We start from the raw sequence: 16,223 nt of genomic DNA on the forward strand, positions 1-16,223 counted from the left end.
GCGGCGGCGTTGGTGCCGGCCGGTCACCATTCGGCGAACGAGCCGTCGTCGTGGTGCCAGACCGGGTTGCGCCAGGCGTGGCCGGCACGGTCGGCGCGGCGGACCGCCTCCTCGTCCACGGTGATGCCCAGGCCGGGGGCGTCCATCCGGCGCAGGTGCCCGTCGACGAAGCGGAACGGCTCGGGGTCGACGACGTAGTCGAGGAGGTCCGCCCCCTCGTTGTAGTGGATGCCGACGCTCTGTTCCTGGATGAGGAAGTTGGGCGTGGCGAAGGCGACCTGCGCGCTCGCGGCCAGGGCGATCGGGCCGAGCGGGCAGTGCGGGGCGAGGAGGGCCCCGTAGGTCTCGGCGAGGGCCGCGATGCGGCGTACCTCCGAGATGCCGCCCGCGTGGGAGAGGTCCGGCTGCACCACCGCGACACCGGCCCGCAGCGGTTCGAGGAACTCGGCGCGGCCGTACAGCCGCTCGCCGGTGGCGATCGGGATCGGCGAGCAGGTGACGACGTCGTGCAGGGAGTGGCCCTGGTCGGGGAGCAGGGGCTCCTCGGCGAACAGCGGCCGCAGCGCCGCGAGCTCCGGGAGGATGCGGCGGACCGCCGCCGCGCCCGCCCGGCCGTGGAAGTCGACGGCCACGTCGCGCTCGTCGCCGAGCACCTCCCTGACGGCGGCGAGCCGTCGCACCACGCCGTCGATCTCGGCCGGGGTGGGCAGGGGGGAGAGGCGGCCGCTCGCGTTCATCTTGACCGCGGTGAAACCGGCCTCGACCTGGGCGGCGACCTCCGCGGCCACCTCGCCGGGCTCGTCGCCGCCCACCCAGGAGTACACCCGGACGCGGTCGCGCACCGGGCCGCCGAGCAGCGCGTGGACCGGTGCGCCGTACGCCTGCCCGGCGATGTCCCACAGCGCCTGGTCGAGGCCCGCGACGGCGCTGGAGAGCACGGGCCCGCCCCGGTAGAAGCCGCCCTTGGTGAGCACCTGCCAGTGGTGCTCGATCCGCAGGGGGTCCTCGCCGACGAGGTGTCCGGCGAGTACCTCCACCGCCGCCCGCACCACCTCGGCGCGGCCCTCGACGACCGGCTCGCCCCAGCCGACGATGCCCTCGTCGGTCTCCACGCGGCAGAAGAGCCAGCGTGGCGGGACGAGGAAGGTCTCGACTCGCTCGATCTTCACTGATCTTCCCTCAGGTCCTTCGAGTTCTTCGGCGTTCGCGGGTCGCCCGGGTCGCCCGGGTCCTTCGAGCGGCGGACCCTGGCCACGTCGTGTACGGCCTTGGCCAGCAGCCCGCGCATGGCGCGTTCGGCGGCGTCCGGGTCGCGGTCGTGGATCGCCTCGACCACCGCCCGGTGGCTGGGCACCGGGTCGTCGTGGTGCTCGCCCCCGTGTACGAGGCGGTCCCGCTCGGCCAGGCCGGTCTCGATGACGATCTCCATCCGCTCCAGCAGCTCGTTGTGCGTGGCGGCGAGCAGCGCGCGGTGGAAGAGCAGGTCGGCGGCGACGGCCGCGACGGGGTCTCCGTCGGCGGCGGCCATCGCGTCGAGGGCCCCGTCCAGGGCGGCGAGGTCCGCCTCCGTGGCCCGGTCACTGGCCAGCCGGGCGGCGGCGGGCTCCACGATCGTGCGTACCTCGTGCAGCTCGTCCAGCAGCCGGGGGTCGGTGTGCTCGTCGAACTGCCAGCGGATCACATCGCCGTCGAGCAGGTTCCAGTCGGCGCGCGGCCGCACGAAGGTGCCGCGCCGCTGCCGGGCGTCGACGATGCCCTTGGCGGAGAGCACCTTGAGCGCCTCGCGCAGTGCGGTGAGGCTCACACCCAGCTCCTCCTGCAGAGCCACGATGTTGAGCGTTTCGCCCTCGGCGATCCCGCCGCTGAGGATTCGCCGTGCGACGATCTCGACGGTCTGCCCGTGGACGCCGCGATGTGCGTACCGTGCCAAGGTTTTCGCGCCTTCCCTAGTGGTGATCGATGTCGGTGATCGACGTTTCAGGCCGAGGCTTTCATCGCGGTCCGGCCGCCGTCCACAGCGAGACCGGTGGCGGTCACGTGGGCGGCGCGGGCCGGGTGGGCCGCGTCCTGGGCCGCGTTTTGGGGCGCGTCCTGGGCCGTGTCCTGGGGCGTGTCCTGAAGCGAGAGAGACGCGGCGGTGGCGACCGCCGCGCCCCCGCCTGTCCTGTCGGTCCCGCCTGTCTTGCCGGTCCCGCCGGTCCCGTCCGAGAGGTCGCCGATCACGGAAGGTGATCGCATGCCGGCGGGCCGGATGCCACCCCCGTGGCCCGTCGCGGCACGGACGTCCGGCGGTGCCGCGGAGGCCCCTTCGGCGGTGGGACGCCGGGCGCTCGCCGCCCCGAGACCCGCCGTGGTACCTGTGACCAGCGTGATCCTTCCCGGCAGCCGGTCCATGATTCGGTCTCCTGTCGTCCCGCCGGTCGCAGTTAAATCATTAATTATGAAATATATTGACAGTCGACGAGGGCCGACGCAACCTTCTGCTCACGACGTTCACATGACCGACACAAAGCGATGTCACGTAACGTGTCGACGAAGGAGGGAACACTCTTGAGCGACCTCGACTCCGGTCGCCGCCGGTTCCTCGGGCAGACGGGGCTCGCCGGGCTGGGCGCGCTCGGGGGCGCCCGGCTGGCGAGCGGCTGCGCCACCTCCGCGACGAAGCCCGCCACGACGGCCGCCGCCACCTCCTCGGGCGCCGCCCCGCCCTGCTCACCCACCTGGCCTCGGCCGAGGCGCGGGAGCTCTACATCGCGAGCGGCTCCGGCATCGTGCTCCCGGCCGACCCCAAGGCCAAGGCGGCCGACTCGCCGCTGGTCGCCGAGGGCGAGGCGATGCTGGACGAGGCCGCGGAGCTCACCCAGTTCTTCACCGCGACTCCAGCGCCCTGCAGTCGCCGTCCACGTCGCGTTCGGCCTGGGCTTCTACACCTTCGTCCTGCACGGTTTCATGCGCGAGCTGCCCGGCGAGATCCAGGAGGCGGCCACCATCGACGGCGCGGGCGTCGCGCAGGTCTTCTGGCGCATCGTGCTGCCGCTGACCAGGCCCGCCCTCGCCGCGCTCGGCGCGCTCTCCTTCACCTGGATCTTCAACGACCTGCTGTGGGCGATCACCGTGCTGCGTACGGACACCAGGATGCCGGTCACCCCGGCGCTGCTCGGGCTGCAGGGGCAGTTCGTCTCCTCCTGGGACGTCATCGCGGCGGGCACGATCATCGCCGCCGTGCCGACGCCGCCGGTGTTCCTGCGGTTCCGGCGGCACTTCATCTCGGGCCTCGCGATCGGGGCGGTCAAGTGACGCGAGGGGGTCCGGCGGCAGGCCCGCCGGATGGCGGGCCTGCCGCCGGGGGTGTCCCGGGGGTCAGCTACAGGTCGAGCCGTTGAGGGTGAACGAGCCGGGGGCGGTGTTGGTGCCGCTGTAGGCGCCGTTGAAACCGATCCCGGCGGACTGCCCGGGGTTCAGGGTGCCGTTGTAGGAGGCGTTGCGGCCGGTCACGACCTGGCCGGACTGCGTCCAGGTGGCGCTCCAGCCCTGGGTGACCTGCTGGTTCCCGGGGAAGGTGAACCTCAGCTCCCAGCCGTTGATCGCCGAGGTGCCGGTGTTGGTGACGGACAGGTTGGCGGTGAAGCCGGTGTTCCAGCTGTTGGCGCTGTAGGTCACCCGGCAGGAGGAGGGGCCGGGGGTCGGGGTGGGAGTGGGCGTGGGTGTAGGTGTGGGGGTGGGAGTCGGGGTCGGGGTGGGCGTCGGAGTGGGTGTGGGGGAGGGGCCGGGGGTGTCCAGGCCGAAGAACTGGATCGCGGACTCGGCCATCCCGCCCTGCGGCAGGTTGTGCCCCACACCCGGCAGGCTGTAGGACTCGACCTTGACGGTGCCCGTGGAGTCGGCGTAGCGGCTGCGGTTCCAGCCCGCCCGGGGCGTGTCGGTGGAGGTCGGCGTCTGGCTCAGGCCGTGGACGTTGGTCCACTGCTTGACCGCCTCGCCCAGGTTCGGATAGCGCAGGGTGGAGTCCTCGGTGCCGTGCCACAGCTGGACGCGGGGCCGGGCGCCGGCGTACCCGGGATAGGCGGCCCGCACCAGGTTGCCCCACTCCTGGGGAGTCCTGATGATCGTGCCGTTGGCGCACTCGCTGTTCCACCCCGAGGAGCTGGCGAAGCAGCCGAAGGGCACGCCCATGAAGGCCGCTCCGGCCTTGAACACGTCCGGATACAGGCCCAGCAGGACCTCGGTCATCATCGCGCCGGAGGAGGCGCCGGTCACGTAGACCCGCGACGGGTCCGCGTTGTGACGCTGCTGGGCGTAGGTCACCATGGACATGAGCCCGACCGGGTCGCTCCCGCCGCCGCGCCTGAGCGCCTCGGGGGAGGAGACGTCGAAACAGTTCCCGCTGCGGGTGGCCGAGGGATAGATCACGATGAACCCGTGCTGGTCGGCCAGCGAGGCGAACTGCGTACCGGAGTGGAAGGCGGGCCCCGAACCGGTGCAGTAGTGCACCGCCAGCAGGATGGCGGGCCTGGCTGCCACCCGGTCCGGGACGTAGATGTGCATCCGCAGGTTGCTGGGGTTCGTCCCGAAACCGGTGACCTCCACCAGAGACGCGAAGGACGCAGAGGACGCAGAGGACGCCGCCGAGGTCGTCAGCGCGAGGCCGAGCAGGAGGGGAAGGGCCGCGCACACCGTTCGCAGGGCCGTTCTCATCCGACCGCTTCCCGGTCCCGGCCGGGTCCGGCGTGGAACATCGCTGTCGGACATTGTCGATCTCCCTTCGGCCACGGCCGAACCCCTGAGCCCCTGACCGTCGTGGCCCCGGCGTCCGACGCCTCACACCTGTCGCCGAAAGTTAAATTCATTCACCGAAATTTTCAATCACGAGGTGGGGTGCGGACGCGCGTCCGCCAGACGCCTTCCTTTCCGCGGCGGTTTCCCGCAGGTGAGAAACACCTTCGGTACCGAAGGCGGTACGGATGCCCCCGCCTCCTCCGATGAAAGTTTCCAGCCTTCCGGGCCTCGCCGGACATGTTCCGGGTGGCGTACCCGAACGGATCGGCGTTCGGCCGGGAACGGATTTCCACGGGCTCCCGGCGACGGGCCCGCCGCCGACGCGGATGCTCGTCCCGGAGACGAGGGAACCCGCGTCCGGGGGTGATCCCGCCGGGGGCGGTCTTCGGCCGGCCTCACCCGGGAGCGTTTCAGGCGTTCGACGGGCGGCCGGTCGGCACGGTCGGGCTGAACCGTACGGGCAGGGCCTCCAGGCTGCGAACCCACAGCGAAGGGCGCCACCGCAGCGCGTCCGGTTTCACGGTGAGATAGACGTCGGGCAACCGGTCGAGGAGGACCTCCACGGCCGTCTTGGCGATGATCTCGCCGAGCTCGGGCGCGGGGAAGGGACAACCGTGCTCGCCGTGGCCGAAGGACATGTGCGCCCGGTTGGCGCCGGAGCCGGCATGGGCGGCCGGCTGCACCTGCGGATCGGCGTTGGCCGCGGCGACGCCGAGCACCAGCATGTCGCCCCGGCGGATGCGCCGCCCGGCCAGCTCGCAGTCCTGCACGGCCCAGCGCGAGGGCAGGTTCGGCGAGGGCGGGTCCTTCCACAGCACCTCGTTCAGCGCCTCGCCGACGCTGCTGCGGCCGCCCTGCAGGCTCATCGAGAAGTGGTCGTCCACCAGCATCAGCCGCAGGGCGCTGCCGATCCAGTTGGCGCTGCTGTCGTGGGAGGCGATCATCACCATGATCAGGTCCTGGACGATCTCCTCGTCGGTGAGCTGCGAGGGGTGTGCCAGCATGTGCGAGGTGACGTCGTGGCCCGGCAGGGCGCGCTTGTCGGCGATGAGCCGGCTCAGCTTGTCCAGAATCCGGGTGATCGCCGAGAGGGCCTCCTCGCTCCCGCCCAGCACGTGGTTGACGTCCTCGACCAGTTCCGGCAGGTCGGTCTCCGCCAGTCCGAACAGCCGGGTGACGACCTGAGCCGGAATCCGGTAGGCGTACCGGGAGATCAGGTCGGTCCGGCCGTCCCCGGAGAACCCGTCGATCGCGAGGTCGGCGACCTGCTCGCAGATCATGGCCAGCTCGGTGCGGTCGACGGTGTCCAGCGCGTCGCTGATGGCGCCGATCCGCCGCTGGTGCTCGGCCCCCTCGGAGTACATCACGGACGGCTGCCAGGTCACGTACGCGAGCGACGGCCAGTCCGGGGGGAGGTGGTCCCGCATGTTCCAGCGCCTGGGGTCGCGGCCGAACAACTGCGGCTGACTGGTGACATGGTGCAGTTCGCGATAACCGATCACGTACCAGGCGGGGATGCCGTCGAGGAGAACCGGGACGAGGGGGCCGTGCTCGCGGCGCATCTCCTGGAATATCGCGGCCGGGTCGTCGCCGATCAGCGCCCCGGGCAGTCGTACGGCATCGGCGTGGTCGGCGTATCCCTCCAGCGGCTCCCGGCTCCGCTCGGGACTCCGCGATGTGGGCGAGGCGGCTGACGGGTCTGTGGAGTCGGGCAGGGGAGGGGGGTTCGTCACGGCATGCTCTCTCGGGCGGGCGACTGGTCGTGGGGGCGGGTGAGGTGCTCGATGAGCGTGATCAGCACGTGCTTGGACGAGGACCGCTCTCTCGCGTCGCAGTCGATGAGCGGGACCTCGGGTGACAGCGCCAGCGCCTCGCGCACCGCGTCCAGGGTGGGCCCGTCGGCGAAGCGGTTGACCGCGACGACGAACGGGGTCCCGTGGTGCTCCAGCCGGTCGATGGAGTACCAGGAATCCTCCAGGCGGCGGGCGTCCACCAGGACGACCGCGCCCAGGCTGCCGGCGAACAACTGGTCCCACACGAACCAGAACCGCTGCTGACCGGGCGCGCCGAACAGGTAGAGCACCATGCTCGCGTTCAGCGTGATCCGGCCGAAGTCGAAGGCCACCGTGGTGGTCGACTTGGTCCGTACCCGGCTGGCGTCGTCGATGCCCACGCTCGCCTGGGTCATGACCTCCTCGGTGCTCAGCGGGCGGATCTCGCTCACCGAGCCGACCATGGTCGTCTTTCCCGCCCCGAACCCGCCGACGATCACGATTTTCAGGGCGTCCGTGGCGGTCGTGCGTAGCGGCGTTCGCACGGCGGCCGCCATCTGGTCAGAGGTTGTGGAGGGCAACGAGCACCTGCCTCAGGATTTCGGGATCCGGTCGTCCGGCCTGTGCGGCGATCGACGGATGACGGACGGTGATGCGACCGGTGTCCAGCAGGTCGCGCAGCAGGATCTTCACCACGCTGACCGGAAGCCGCAGTTCCGCCGAGATCTCCACCACCGCCGCCGGCCGCTGGGCCATCCGCAGGATCTTGATGTGCTCGGACTGCATGCCGGGGGTGGGGGCGCACTCGCTGACGACGAGGGAGACGGAGTCGAAGGTTTTCTCATCGGCGCTGGTACGCCCTCCGGTGACCGTGTAGAGCCGGTCGGGGTCTTCTCGGTCGATGGCTCGCCGTGTCATCCGCGGTCGTCGCTGTTCTCCGTTTGCCGCGGTGCCGCGGTGAGGTACACCCCGATCTGCTCCACCAGTTCGTTCATGTTGTGCGCGATGAGCCCCACCTCGCCGTCCTCCTCTGCCACCACGGCCAGGTGGGCGCCGTCCCCGGCCGGCACGATGAGCAGCAGCCCGCCGGCGAACTCCACCATCGCCTGCCCCGCTCCGATGCCGTCCCCGAACTCGGCGGAGGCGCTCAGCGAGAGGCTCTGGATCCCGGCGGCCAGGGCGGAGAGCTGGTCGGCCCCGTCCCGGCCCAGGCCGGCGGTGAAGCACATCTTCAGGCCGTCCCTGGTCAGCACCAGCACATGCCTGATCCCGGGGGTCTTCTTCTTGAGGTTCTCCAGCAGCCAGTCGAAGTCACGATCGGTGGTGTGCGAAGCGTCGGTTGTGCTCATAGAAACGACGGGGTGCCCCTTCGGCGCGGGAGGGACGGCCCCTGCCTCCTCATCTGTGAATCCGAAGATGTCCGGTGGTCGGCGGACGCGTGTCAAGAGTCGCCCGGGGCCGGGGAAGGAGCCGTGGACGGGGCCGGGGAAGGAGCCGTGGACGGGGCCGGGGAAGGGGCCGGGGAGGAGGTGCGCCCACGGCCGCCGGCCTGGCGGAACGCGGCGAACCTCGCGGCCGAGTCACGCCCCTCGCGCGCGGGCTTGGCCGGCGATGCCTGCCGCGCCCTGGTCGCCTCGGCCAGCGTCTGCCCCCGGCGCCGCCTGGGCAGCAGATCCTCGGACTCGTCGGCCGGCCCCTCCTGCGCGGGCACGGCCGGTGCAGGCACGGTGGCCCGCACGGCGACCTGAACGGGGTGGCGGACCGACGCCTCGGCGTCGGGCGGCACGGCGGCCGGCAGGGACTGCGTGATCAGCAGGCGCGGGATCAGCATCACGACCCCCATGCCGCCGCGGGCGGACGGCCGGAAGCTGACCGTCAGGCCGTACTTGTCGACCAGGCGTCCCACGACCGCCAGGCCCAGCCGGGTGCCGGACAGCGTCCGCAGGTCGAGCGGCTCGGACACGAGCCTGGTGGCGTGCTGCCGCTCGCGCGGGCGCATCCCCAGGCCACTGTCCTCGATCGTGATCACGACGCCGGCGTCCTCCTCGTCCACGTACACGTGGACCTCGGTGCCGTGCGCCGAGAAGGTGGCGGCGTTGTCCATCACCTCGGCCAGCGCGTGCATCACGCCCTCGGCCGCGTACCCCGCGACGGCGACGGTGCTGGTGGAGTGCAGCCGGATGCGCCGGTAGGCGCCGATGCGGCCCATCGCGCCGCGCAGGACGCTCTCCACGACGATCGGCCGGGTCCATCGCCGCCCGGAACGGCCGCCGCTCAGCAGCGCGACGTTGTCCGCCAGCCGGCTCATCTGGGAGATGCGGTGGTCCAGGTCCAGCAGGTCGGCGAACACCTTCTCGTGCTCGCCGTACTGCTCCTCCAGTTCGCGCAGCCGGGCGAGCAGGCTGGTGGCCTGTGCCTGTACCCGGGCCGCGGCCCCGGCGCACGCCGCCATCACGGCGCTGCCCCTGCGCTCGCTCTCGGAGAGATGTCGTGCCGTCTCGCGCAGCAGGTCGCGCAGCGGTTCGTGCTCCGGCTGGTGCATCCCGGCCAGTGCGGTGCTCACCGACATCCGGTTCGTCTGGATCCGCCTGACCAGTTCCGGCAGCGTTTCGTCGACCAGCCGGGAGATCTCGTCCTCGGTCGTCTCACGGGACACCTGGGCGACGGCGCGCTCGCGTTCGAGCAGTTCGAGCTCGTGCCCGGCCGCGCCGAGCAGGTGCCGCAGCGGGCCGTCCGGAGGCTGCGGCATCCGGGAGAGCGCGTCGGCGACCGAGGCGCCGCCCCGCACCTGATGTCCCAGCGAGGGCAGCGTCTCCTCGGCCATTCGCAGCGTTTCCCGCTCCATCCAGGTGAACCGCGCGTCGGCCCACTCGGCCCGCTCGCGCAGCCGGCGGTTGGCGCCGGAGTGGTGGACGACGGCCGCGACGGCGCCGGACAGCAGTACGGCCGAGATCCCGCCGACGAGCGCCATCAGCCCTCTGGCCGCGTAAGGGGCGGCGGACAGCGCCCACAACCACGCGCAGGCCGCGATGACCATGGTGCTGAGGGAGGCGAGGACGACCAGTTCCCTCGGTGAAAACCTTCTCCGCGCCCGGTGGGGTACATCTACTGACATCGGCGTCCTCGGGGGTGGCGGCAGAGCATGGAAAGGCCGCGTCGAACCTGCTGTTCCCCCTGTAAGACGGGACGGCCATGCGGTGCCGTTTCACAGCAGAGCGTGAACAGGCGAACACCGTAGCACCATGGCTACGACCAAGAACAGACAGTCACTCTCGAATCATGTGTTTTCGTTTTAATCAACCATTAGTCAATGCATTTGACCAATGCTCACTATTTGGACATTTGTGGATATATGGTGATGATTTTCCGTGGGGGTTCGAGGTGCGCGGCGTTGTCGGCGAAGACGCCCCGACCACCGGCGACGGAGGGACGGTGCTGCCGGTCGACGGTGTCCGGGCGTTCTCCCGCGAGGTCCGCTGGCCAGGGAGGCTAGCGGTCGCTCCACCTGATCTCGTAGGGCCGGAGGGTGAACTCCTCGCCGTCCACGGTCGTGGTGACCTGGGCCTTGGTGGTGTTGACCATCAGCAACTGCCGTGGCTGCGCGAGCACCCGGACCCCGGGGTCGGAGGAGGTGACCTTCTCCAGCTCGGCTCCGGCCGGGAACCAGGTGACGAAGTCGCTCACCAGCTTGCCTGTGGGCAGGGTGGCACCGGTCTTCGAGTCCCACATGCACCCCTGGCAGCCCTTCACGGACTGCGGGTTCCAGTACAGCGCCGTGGCGGCGCCGCTCTCGGCGAACTCGATCATCGAGGCGGCCTGGACGGCGAGCCGCATCGGCTCGGGCCACGTGGTCTTGTCCTCGGGGACGAAGTACCACTCCGCCCACCAGACCGGCATGTCGCCGGTCCTCTCCCGCAGCCAGGTGGTGACCGCGCTGAACTTGCTCAGCGCTCCGAACGCGTCGGGCAGCATCTCGTGGGCGTCGGTCAGCGAGGCGCCGTCGACCACGACGAAGTCGGCGCCCTTCTTGTTCTCGAACCAGTACTCGAAGGCGTCCAGGGCGTTCTGGTTGACGACCCCCCACTTCCCCCGCAGCTCGGACCTGCCCGTCCTGTTGCTGTCGAAGCCGAGGTAGGGGCCGCCGACCATGGCGTCGGGCCGGGCGGCCTTCACCGCGTCGTAGACCTTGTTGTAGAGCGTGGTGTAGCCCTTGAAGTCCGCGGGTTTGGAGTGGTCCTTCCAGAAACCCTTGAACTCGTTCCAGACCATGAAGTACTTGACGTCGCGGTACTTGGTGGCGACGGCCGCCGACAGCTTGGCGAAGTCGTCGAAGTGCTTGGGGTAGGGGGCGTCCTCCAGGTGCTCGTCCCAGCCCGCGTCCGAGGTCGGGCCCTCGGGTCCGCCCTTCATCCAGTCGGGGGCGCAGCAGAGCGTCATGACCTGCGTGCCGCCGGACTTCCTCATGAGGTTCGTCCGGCTGTCGAGGTCCTCCCAGTAGAACTCCTGGGGGCGGGGCTGGGGGTTGAGCGCGCCGAAGCCCATGATGTGCTGGTTCTGCAGCATCGGGGTCCGAGAGAGCGCCCCGGCCACGACCTCCTCGAACTCCTGGGTGACGTTGTTGGCGCTCACCCCGGTGTGGGTGAACCCCCAGCGGGGCCACGCGGGGTCGACCGGTGGCGCCTTCCGGATCGTCGTCGCGGTCTCGGGTGCCGCCGGTGAGACGGTGGCCGACTGCCGTACGACGGGAGCCGCCTGTTCGGCGGTGTCGTCGGAGGAACAACCCGCCGCCAGCAGCGCCATCGCGACCACCCCCGCCATCGAGGCGATGACCCGGCCGGGACGCCGCCATGCGGATCCCCCACTACCTGATGACACCTGACACCCACCCGATCTTCAACATCCGCTTTGCGCAGAGCGTGACACAGGCCGTGTAAGAGCGTCGTACAGGAACGCGGCCCATCGGTAAAGGTACCGGCCGACCTGCGAAAACACCTTCCGGGGCCTTGGAGCTCCAAGCGGGTGCGTGCCGTTTCGGCCCTGCCCCGCCACGCACGGCCGGTGGATGCGGCGTGTCAGAGGGGACCGCGAGCACGCTTGTGTGACCTTGACCACGATTGCCGTCTGTGTGGATTTGTACGCATAACAACGGCGGCTGACTTCCTAGGGTCTGCGGTGTCCGGAAAAAAGGTCCGCAGTGTCAGGGAAAAGCGGCACGGCGAAAATGAGGCGGAGGTTCACATGAATGCTTTTGAACAGGTCAGCGGCGGGCGTATCTCCTGGCGGCACGTGATGGGCCGTGCGGCGGTGGGCGCGGCGACCGTGGCGCTGGCCGCGGGCGCGCTGGCCGTGCCCGCCGAGGCGGCGGTCACGACACCCACCCCGCACGGCCACGCTCACACCGGTACGGCGAGCGCGGCCCCGGCCTCGCACAGCGACGCCCACAGCAGCACGGCCAGGAAGTACTACTTCGCCGCCGGGCTCCTGGGCAGGAACGAGGTCCCCGAGCCGGGCAAGAAGGTCAACGACCGGGACGGCATCGCGGTCGCGAAGTTCCGCATCCAGGGGAACCGCTTCTACTACTTCGTCCAGTGGAAGCGGACCGGCAAGCCCAGCGCCTTCCACATCCACAAGGGCAAGGCGGGCAAGAACGGCCCCGTCGTCATCGACCTGCTGTCCAACGGCAAGATCCGCGGCAACACGAGCTTCGGCTCCGTCGTCGTCAAGGACTCCGGCCTGCTCAGGGGCATCAAGAGCAACCCGAGGAACTGGTACGCCAACCTGCACACCAAGCAGTTCCCCGACGGCGCGGTCCGCGGCCAGCTCGTCAAGGGCGGCCGCTGGTAACTCACCGGCGTCCCGACGCACGCGCGGCGAGTCGCGCGTCACGCCTCCCGGGGTTCAGGAACCGGGTTCGGGCAGGGGCGGGCCCTCGCCCGCGTCCGTACGGTGGACGTCCGGCCGCATCCCCCTACGACGGGAGCCCCCTGGTCAACGGCCAGGGGGCTCCCGTCGTACGGGCACCGGCCCTCGCGGCACGGAGATCGGCGGTAGGCCCCGGGTGACGGCCGGCTCACCGTCGGCCGCCTGGGGTTCCCCCTGTCGCCGGGTCATTCCTCCGCGTCGCGGACCAGGAGCGCGATCTGTACCCGGTTCTCGACCGCCAGCTTGGCGAACAGGTTGCCCGTGTGCGCCTTGACGGTCGCGACGCTGATGTGCAGCCGCTGGGCGATCTCGGGGTTGCCCAGCCCGTCCGCGATGGCCCGGGCGGTTTCGAGTTCTCGTTCGGTCAGTGCGGACAGCCGTCTCCGCGCGGCTTCGCGGGACGAGTCGCGAGCGTGGGAGGACCGCGGGCCGGTGGCCGCGGCGATCACCCGTGCCGTGGCCGCCGGAGACAGCACGGGGTTGCCGTCCGCGACGGCCCGCACCGCGTCGATGATCCGCGGCGGCGGGGTGTCCTTGAGGACGAACCCGAGTGCTCCGGCGCGCAGCGCGCCGAGCACCAGATCGTCGGAGTCGAACGTGGTCAGCATGAGCACCCGCGGCGGCGCCGGCCGGGTGAGGAGTTCCCGGGTCGCGCTGAGACCGTCACGGCCGGGCATCCGCACGTCCATCAGCACGACGTCCGGCCGCTGCTCGTCCACCACGGTGATCGCGGTGTCCCCGTCGGACGCCTCCGCGACGACGGTCAGGTCCGGTTCGCCGTCGATGATGAGCCGCAGCGCCATTCGTACCAGCTGATCGTCGTCGACGATGACGACACGCACCGGCTTCCGCTCGCTGTCCACTCACGTCCTCTTCTCGTCGGCGGGGTCGGGCCAGGGGAGTCGCGCGGTGAGGACGTATCCGTCGTCGGGTGTGGGGTGGTGGTCGAGCTTTCCGCCGGCGAGGTCGACTCGTTCGGTGAGGCCGAGCAGGCCGAATCCCGATGCCGGTGGGTGCGCGTTCTTCGTGGTGGCCGGGGAGTTGCGGACGCTGACGCCGAGTTCGCCGCCCGCCGTTCCTTCGAGGGTGATGTGCACGTGCGCGCCCGGGGCGTGTTTGGCGGCGTTGGTCAGCCCCTCCTGGACGATCCGGTAGCAGGTTCGTCCGACGACGTCGGGCGGCCTGCCCGTCACGGTGGTGGTGAGCGTGACGTCCAGTCCGGAGGCGCGGGCGTCGTCCACCAGGGCGGGGATCCGATCGAGGGAGGGCTGTGGTGGTTCCGGGAGGCCCGGGTCGGCCCGGAGCACGCCGAGGACATCCCGCAGTTCTTCCAGGGCCTGGTGGGAGCCGTCGGCGATGCCGCGGGCCAGCACGCGGCTCTCCTCGGCCGTGAGGTCGCCGCGGTGGTCCAGCACCCCGGCCTGCATGGCGACCAGGGAGATCCGGTGCGCGAGCACGTCGTGCATCTCGCGGGCGATCCGGTTGCGTTCCAGGGCCCGTGCCTGCGCCGCTCGTGCGGTCTGCTCCCGTTCGGCGCTCTCCGCCCGGTCTCGCAAGGACCGCACCTCGACACGCCGCGCGCCGACGGCCATCCCCGCGGCCACCGCGATGCCCGCGATCAGTGCCGGGAACGCGAGCTGGAACCACAACAGGCCGGGCGGGCTCGGGATCGGGGTCGAGTAGAACCTGCCGGCGAACTGTGAGGCGGTCACGAAGGCCAGCCCGACGACCCCGATCTCCACCGGACGGCGACGGGTGGAGATCGAGCCCAGCGCCAGGAGCGCGGCGCCGGTGGCGAGCGTCGACGCGGCCGAGGCGATCACGACCGTCATGGCGACGGCGAGCGGGAACCGCCGCCGCCACAGAAGCGCCGTCAGGCAGCCGAGGGCCACCAGCGGATCACCGGTGAAGAACCACGAGCCCAGTTCGGCCGCCTGCCCCCGCAGCAGCACCCCGGTGGAGAGCCAGAACGCCGCGCCCACCGCCGCGGCCGGCGCCAGCCTCCATGTCTGCTGCCACCACCCCAACCGTGGCGCGACGCCAGTGTTCACCTGGTCATTATCGCAACACCGTGCGGCCGGTGAGGGGGACCGGGGGCCGGGGCGCCCTCGACCGGAGTCGAATCGCCGCCTCGCCCGTGGTCGAAGACGATTCGAGCCGCCGGGCTGATGTGCCGGCCGCGGCGAATGGCCAGACTCGTTCACGTACTGCGACAAACAGGCACGAAACGGAGAACACGTTCCGGTGCCCCCGTGCACCCCATGCGCCCCGTAGGCCCCTTCAGAAGGACACCAGATGCGCTCACCCCTGTCCCTCACCCTCGCCGCCACCACACTGGCGGCGACCATGATCTCGGGAGGATCGGCGGCGGCGACGTCGGACACCCTGCGGTGGGGCCCGTGCCCGAAGGAGGCCGCCTCGCCCCGTCTCAAGTGCGCGACGCTCGAGGTCCCGCTGGACTACCGGAATCCGGACGGCCGGCAGATCAAGATCATGATCTCCCGGATGGCGAGCGAGAAACCGTCACGGCGCCGTGGCGTGCTGTTCACCAATCCGGGCGGCCCCGGCGCCGGGGGAATCGGCTACCCGGTCATCCTCGCCACCTTCGGGTTGCCCCAGGAGGTGGCGGACTCCTACGACGTGATCGGCTTCGACCCTCGTGGCGTCGGCCGCAGTACGCCGGTGACCTGCGATTTCACGCCGGAACAGCTGTCACGCGGCAACCTCCCGCCGTACGCGCACACCGCGGCCGATGTCACGCGGGCGGCGAAGAACGCGCGGGCCGTCGCCAGGCAGTGCGCCACCTCGTCGACGGCGTGGATGCTGCCGCACGTCACCACCGCGAACACCGCGCGCGACATGGACCGGATCCGGGCGGCGCTGGGTGAGCCGAAGCTGTCGTACCTCGGCGGTTCCTACGGCACCTACCTCGGCGCGGTGTACGCGACGATGTTCCCCCGGCGCGGCGACCGGATCGTGCTCGACAGCAGCCTGGGCCCCGGCGGTTACGACGTCACGGCCATGCGGTTGTTCGCCCGCGGGGTGGAGGACCGGTTCCCGGACTTCGCGGCGTTCGCGTCCGCGCGCCCCGAGTACGGCCTGGGCACCACACCGGAACAGGTGACCGCGAAGTTCTTCGAACTCGCGGAGCGGTTGGAGGCGGCACCGGTCCAGGGCGTCGACGGGACGTTGTTCCGTGGGGTCACATTCGACCGCCTCTACAGCGACGCGAGCATGCCCCTGCTGGCCGAGACCTGGCGGGCGCTCGACACGGACGGGGCGCTGCCGCCCGGCCCGCCGCTGACCGCGCCGGACAACGCCACGTCCAGCCGTTATCACGTCATCTGCGGTGATTCGCGGTGGCCGAGGACGGTCCGGAGCTATCAGAAGGACGTCGCGGCCGACCGGCGGAAGTATCCGATGCTGGGCGGCTCCACGGCCAACATCGGGCCGTGCGCGTTCTGGCCGAACAAGCGGGTCGAGCCGCCGGTGCGCATCGGTGACCGGGGCCCGTCGAACGTGCTCATGGTGCAGAACGAGCGTGACCCGGGAACGCCGCCGGCCGGCGCCCGGGAGCTGCGGCGGGCCTTCGGGAAGCGGGCCACGATGGTGACGGCCGACCAAGGCGGGCACGGCGTCTACCCCTTCGGCCCCAACACGTGCGCGAAGGGCGCGGTGACGGAATTCCTGACCACCGGGAAGCGCCCGGCACGGGACCTCGCCTGCGCGGCGGAACCGAGCGAGTAGCGGGAG

The 16,223-nt window shown here is 70.9% G+C and carries 15 protein-coding genes and 1 pseudogene; 3 read left to right on the forward strand and 13 right to left on the reverse strand.

Features of this window, described 5'->3' with window-relative positions:
* Positions 1 to 23: 23 nt before the first annotated feature.
* The 4 genes from dgoD to AC5L38_RS17280 all read right to left on the reverse strand — a co-directional run bounded on the left by dgoD (position 24) and on the right by AC5L38_RS17280 (position 2,872).
* Positions 24 to 1,169 (reverse strand): galactonate dehydratase, encoded by a 1,146-nt coding sequence (gene dgoD / locus AC5L38_RS17265; protein WP_495243817.1) that lies wholly within the window; start codon positions 1,167 to 1,169, stop codon positions 24 to 26.
* Positions 1,166 to 1,930, reverse strand: a complete 765-nt coding sequence (locus AC5L38_RS17270; RefSeq protein WP_495243818.1) for a FadR/GntR family transcriptional regulator — start codon at positions 1,928 to 1,930, stop codon at positions 1,166 to 1,168. Before AC5L38_RS17270 ends, dgoD begins: the two co-directional genes overlap by 4 nt.
* Before the next feature lie 47 nt (positions 1,931 to 1,977).
* The gene (locus AC5L38_RS17275; RefSeq protein WP_495243819.1) at positions 1,978 to 2,394 is read right to left on the reverse strand and encodes a hypothetical protein; all 417 of its coding nucleotides are present in this window, start codon (positions 2,392 to 2,394) and stop codon (positions 1,978 to 1,980) included.
* A 352-nt stretch (positions 2,395 to 2,746) separates the two neighbouring features.
* A complete protein-coding gene (locus AC5L38_RS17280) occupies positions 2,747 to 2,872 on the reverse strand; it encodes a hypothetical protein (RefSeq protein WP_495244038.1) in 126 nt (41 codons plus the stop codon).
* Between the two features lie 26 nt (positions 2,873 to 2,898).
* Here AC5L38_RS17280 and AC5L38_RS17285 point away from each other — a divergent pair.
* Positions 2,899 to 3,297, forward strand: a pseudogene (locus AC5L38_RS17285) (carbohydrate ABC transporter permease); the annotation flags it as partial.
* A gap of 63 nt (positions 3,298 to 3,360) precedes the next feature.
* On the opposite strand, the gene AC5L38_RS17290 reads toward AC5L38_RS17285, so the two are convergent.
* The 7 genes from AC5L38_RS17290 to AC5L38_RS17320 all read right to left on the reverse strand — a co-directional run bounded on the left by AC5L38_RS17290 (position 3,361) and on the right by AC5L38_RS17320 (position 11,423).
* The gene (locus tag AC5L38_RS17290; protein WP_495243820.1) at positions 3,361 to 4,695 is read right to left on the reverse strand and encodes an extracellular catalytic domain type 1 short-chain-length polyhydroxyalkanoate depolymerase; all 1,335 of its coding nucleotides are present in this window, start codon (positions 4,693 to 4,695) and stop codon (positions 3,361 to 3,363) included.
* 491 nt (positions 4,696 to 5,186) lie between these two features.
* Positions 5,187 to 6,509 (reverse strand): cytochrome P450, encoded by a 1,323-nt coding sequence (locus tag AC5L38_RS17295; protein WP_495243821.1) that lies wholly within the window; start codon positions 6,507 to 6,509, stop codon positions 5,187 to 5,189.
* The gene (locus AC5L38_RS17300; RefSeq protein ID WP_495243822.1) at positions 6,506 to 7,105 is read right to left on the reverse strand and encodes a GTP-binding protein; all 600 of its coding nucleotides are present in this window, start codon (positions 7,103 to 7,105) and stop codon (positions 6,506 to 6,508) included. Before AC5L38_RS17300 ends, AC5L38_RS17295 begins: the two co-directional genes overlap by 4 nt.
* Before the next feature lie 4 nt (positions 7,106 to 7,109).
* Positions 7,110 to 7,466 (reverse strand): DUF742 domain-containing protein, encoded by a 357-nt coding sequence (locus AC5L38_RS17305; RefSeq protein WP_495243823.1) that lies wholly within the window; start codon positions 7,464 to 7,466, stop codon positions 7,110 to 7,112.
* Positions 7,463 to 7,897, reverse strand: coding sequence for a roadblock/LC7 domain-containing protein (locus AC5L38_RS17310; RefSeq protein ID WP_495243824.1), 435 nt, complete (start codon positions 7,895 to 7,897; stop codon positions 7,463 to 7,465). Before AC5L38_RS17310 ends, AC5L38_RS17305 begins: the two co-directional genes overlap by 4 nt.
* 92 nt (positions 7,898 to 7,989) lie before the next feature.
* Positions 7,990 to 9,663: a sensor histidine kinase gene (locus AC5L38_RS17315; protein ID WP_495243825.1), complete on the reverse strand. Its 1,674-nt coding sequence runs from the start codon at positions 9,661 to 9,663 to the stop codon at positions 7,990 to 7,992.
* A 374-nt stretch (positions 9,664 to 10,037) separates the two neighbouring features.
* Positions 10,038 to 11,423, reverse strand: a complete 1,386-nt coding sequence (locus tag AC5L38_RS17320) for a xylan 1,4-beta-xylosidase (RefSeq protein ID WP_495243826.1) — start codon at positions 11,421 to 11,423, stop codon at positions 10,038 to 10,040.
* 363 nt (positions 11,424 to 11,786) lie between these two features.
* Here AC5L38_RS17320 and AC5L38_RS17325 point away from each other — a divergent pair, with 363 nt between their 5' ends.
* A complete protein-coding gene (locus AC5L38_RS17325; RefSeq protein WP_495243827.1) occupies positions 11,787 to 12,392 on the forward strand; it encodes a CHRD domain-containing protein in 606 nt (201 codons plus the stop codon).
* 263 nt (positions 12,393 to 12,655) lie between these two features.
* On the opposite strand, the gene AC5L38_RS17330 is transcribed toward AC5L38_RS17325, so the two are convergent.
* Both AC5L38_RS17330 and AC5L38_RS17335 read right to left on the reverse strand, forming a co-directional pair.
* Positions 12,656 to 13,333 carry a response regulator transcription factor gene (locus tag AC5L38_RS17330; protein WP_495243828.1) on the reverse strand — a complete coding sequence of 226 codons (678 nt, stop codon included), beginning with the start codon at positions 13,331 to 13,333 and terminating at the stop codon, positions 12,656 to 12,658.
* Positions 13,334 to 14,521: a sensor histidine kinase gene (locus tag AC5L38_RS17335; protein ID WP_495243829.1), complete on the reverse strand. Its 1,188-nt coding sequence runs from the start codon at positions 14,519 to 14,521 to the stop codon at positions 13,334 to 13,336.
* Between the two features lie 244 nt (positions 14,522 to 14,765).
* Here AC5L38_RS17335 and AC5L38_RS17340 point away from each other — a divergent pair, with 244 nt between their 5' ends.
* The gene (locus AC5L38_RS17340) at positions 14,766 to 16,217 is read left to right on the forward strand and encodes an alpha/beta hydrolase (protein ID WP_495243830.1); all 1,452 of its coding nucleotides are present in this window, start codon (positions 14,766 to 14,768) and stop codon (positions 16,215 to 16,217) included.
* Positions 16,218 to 16,223 lie beyond the last annotated feature (6 nt).

The organism is Streptosporangium nanhuense, from assembly GCF_059358815.1.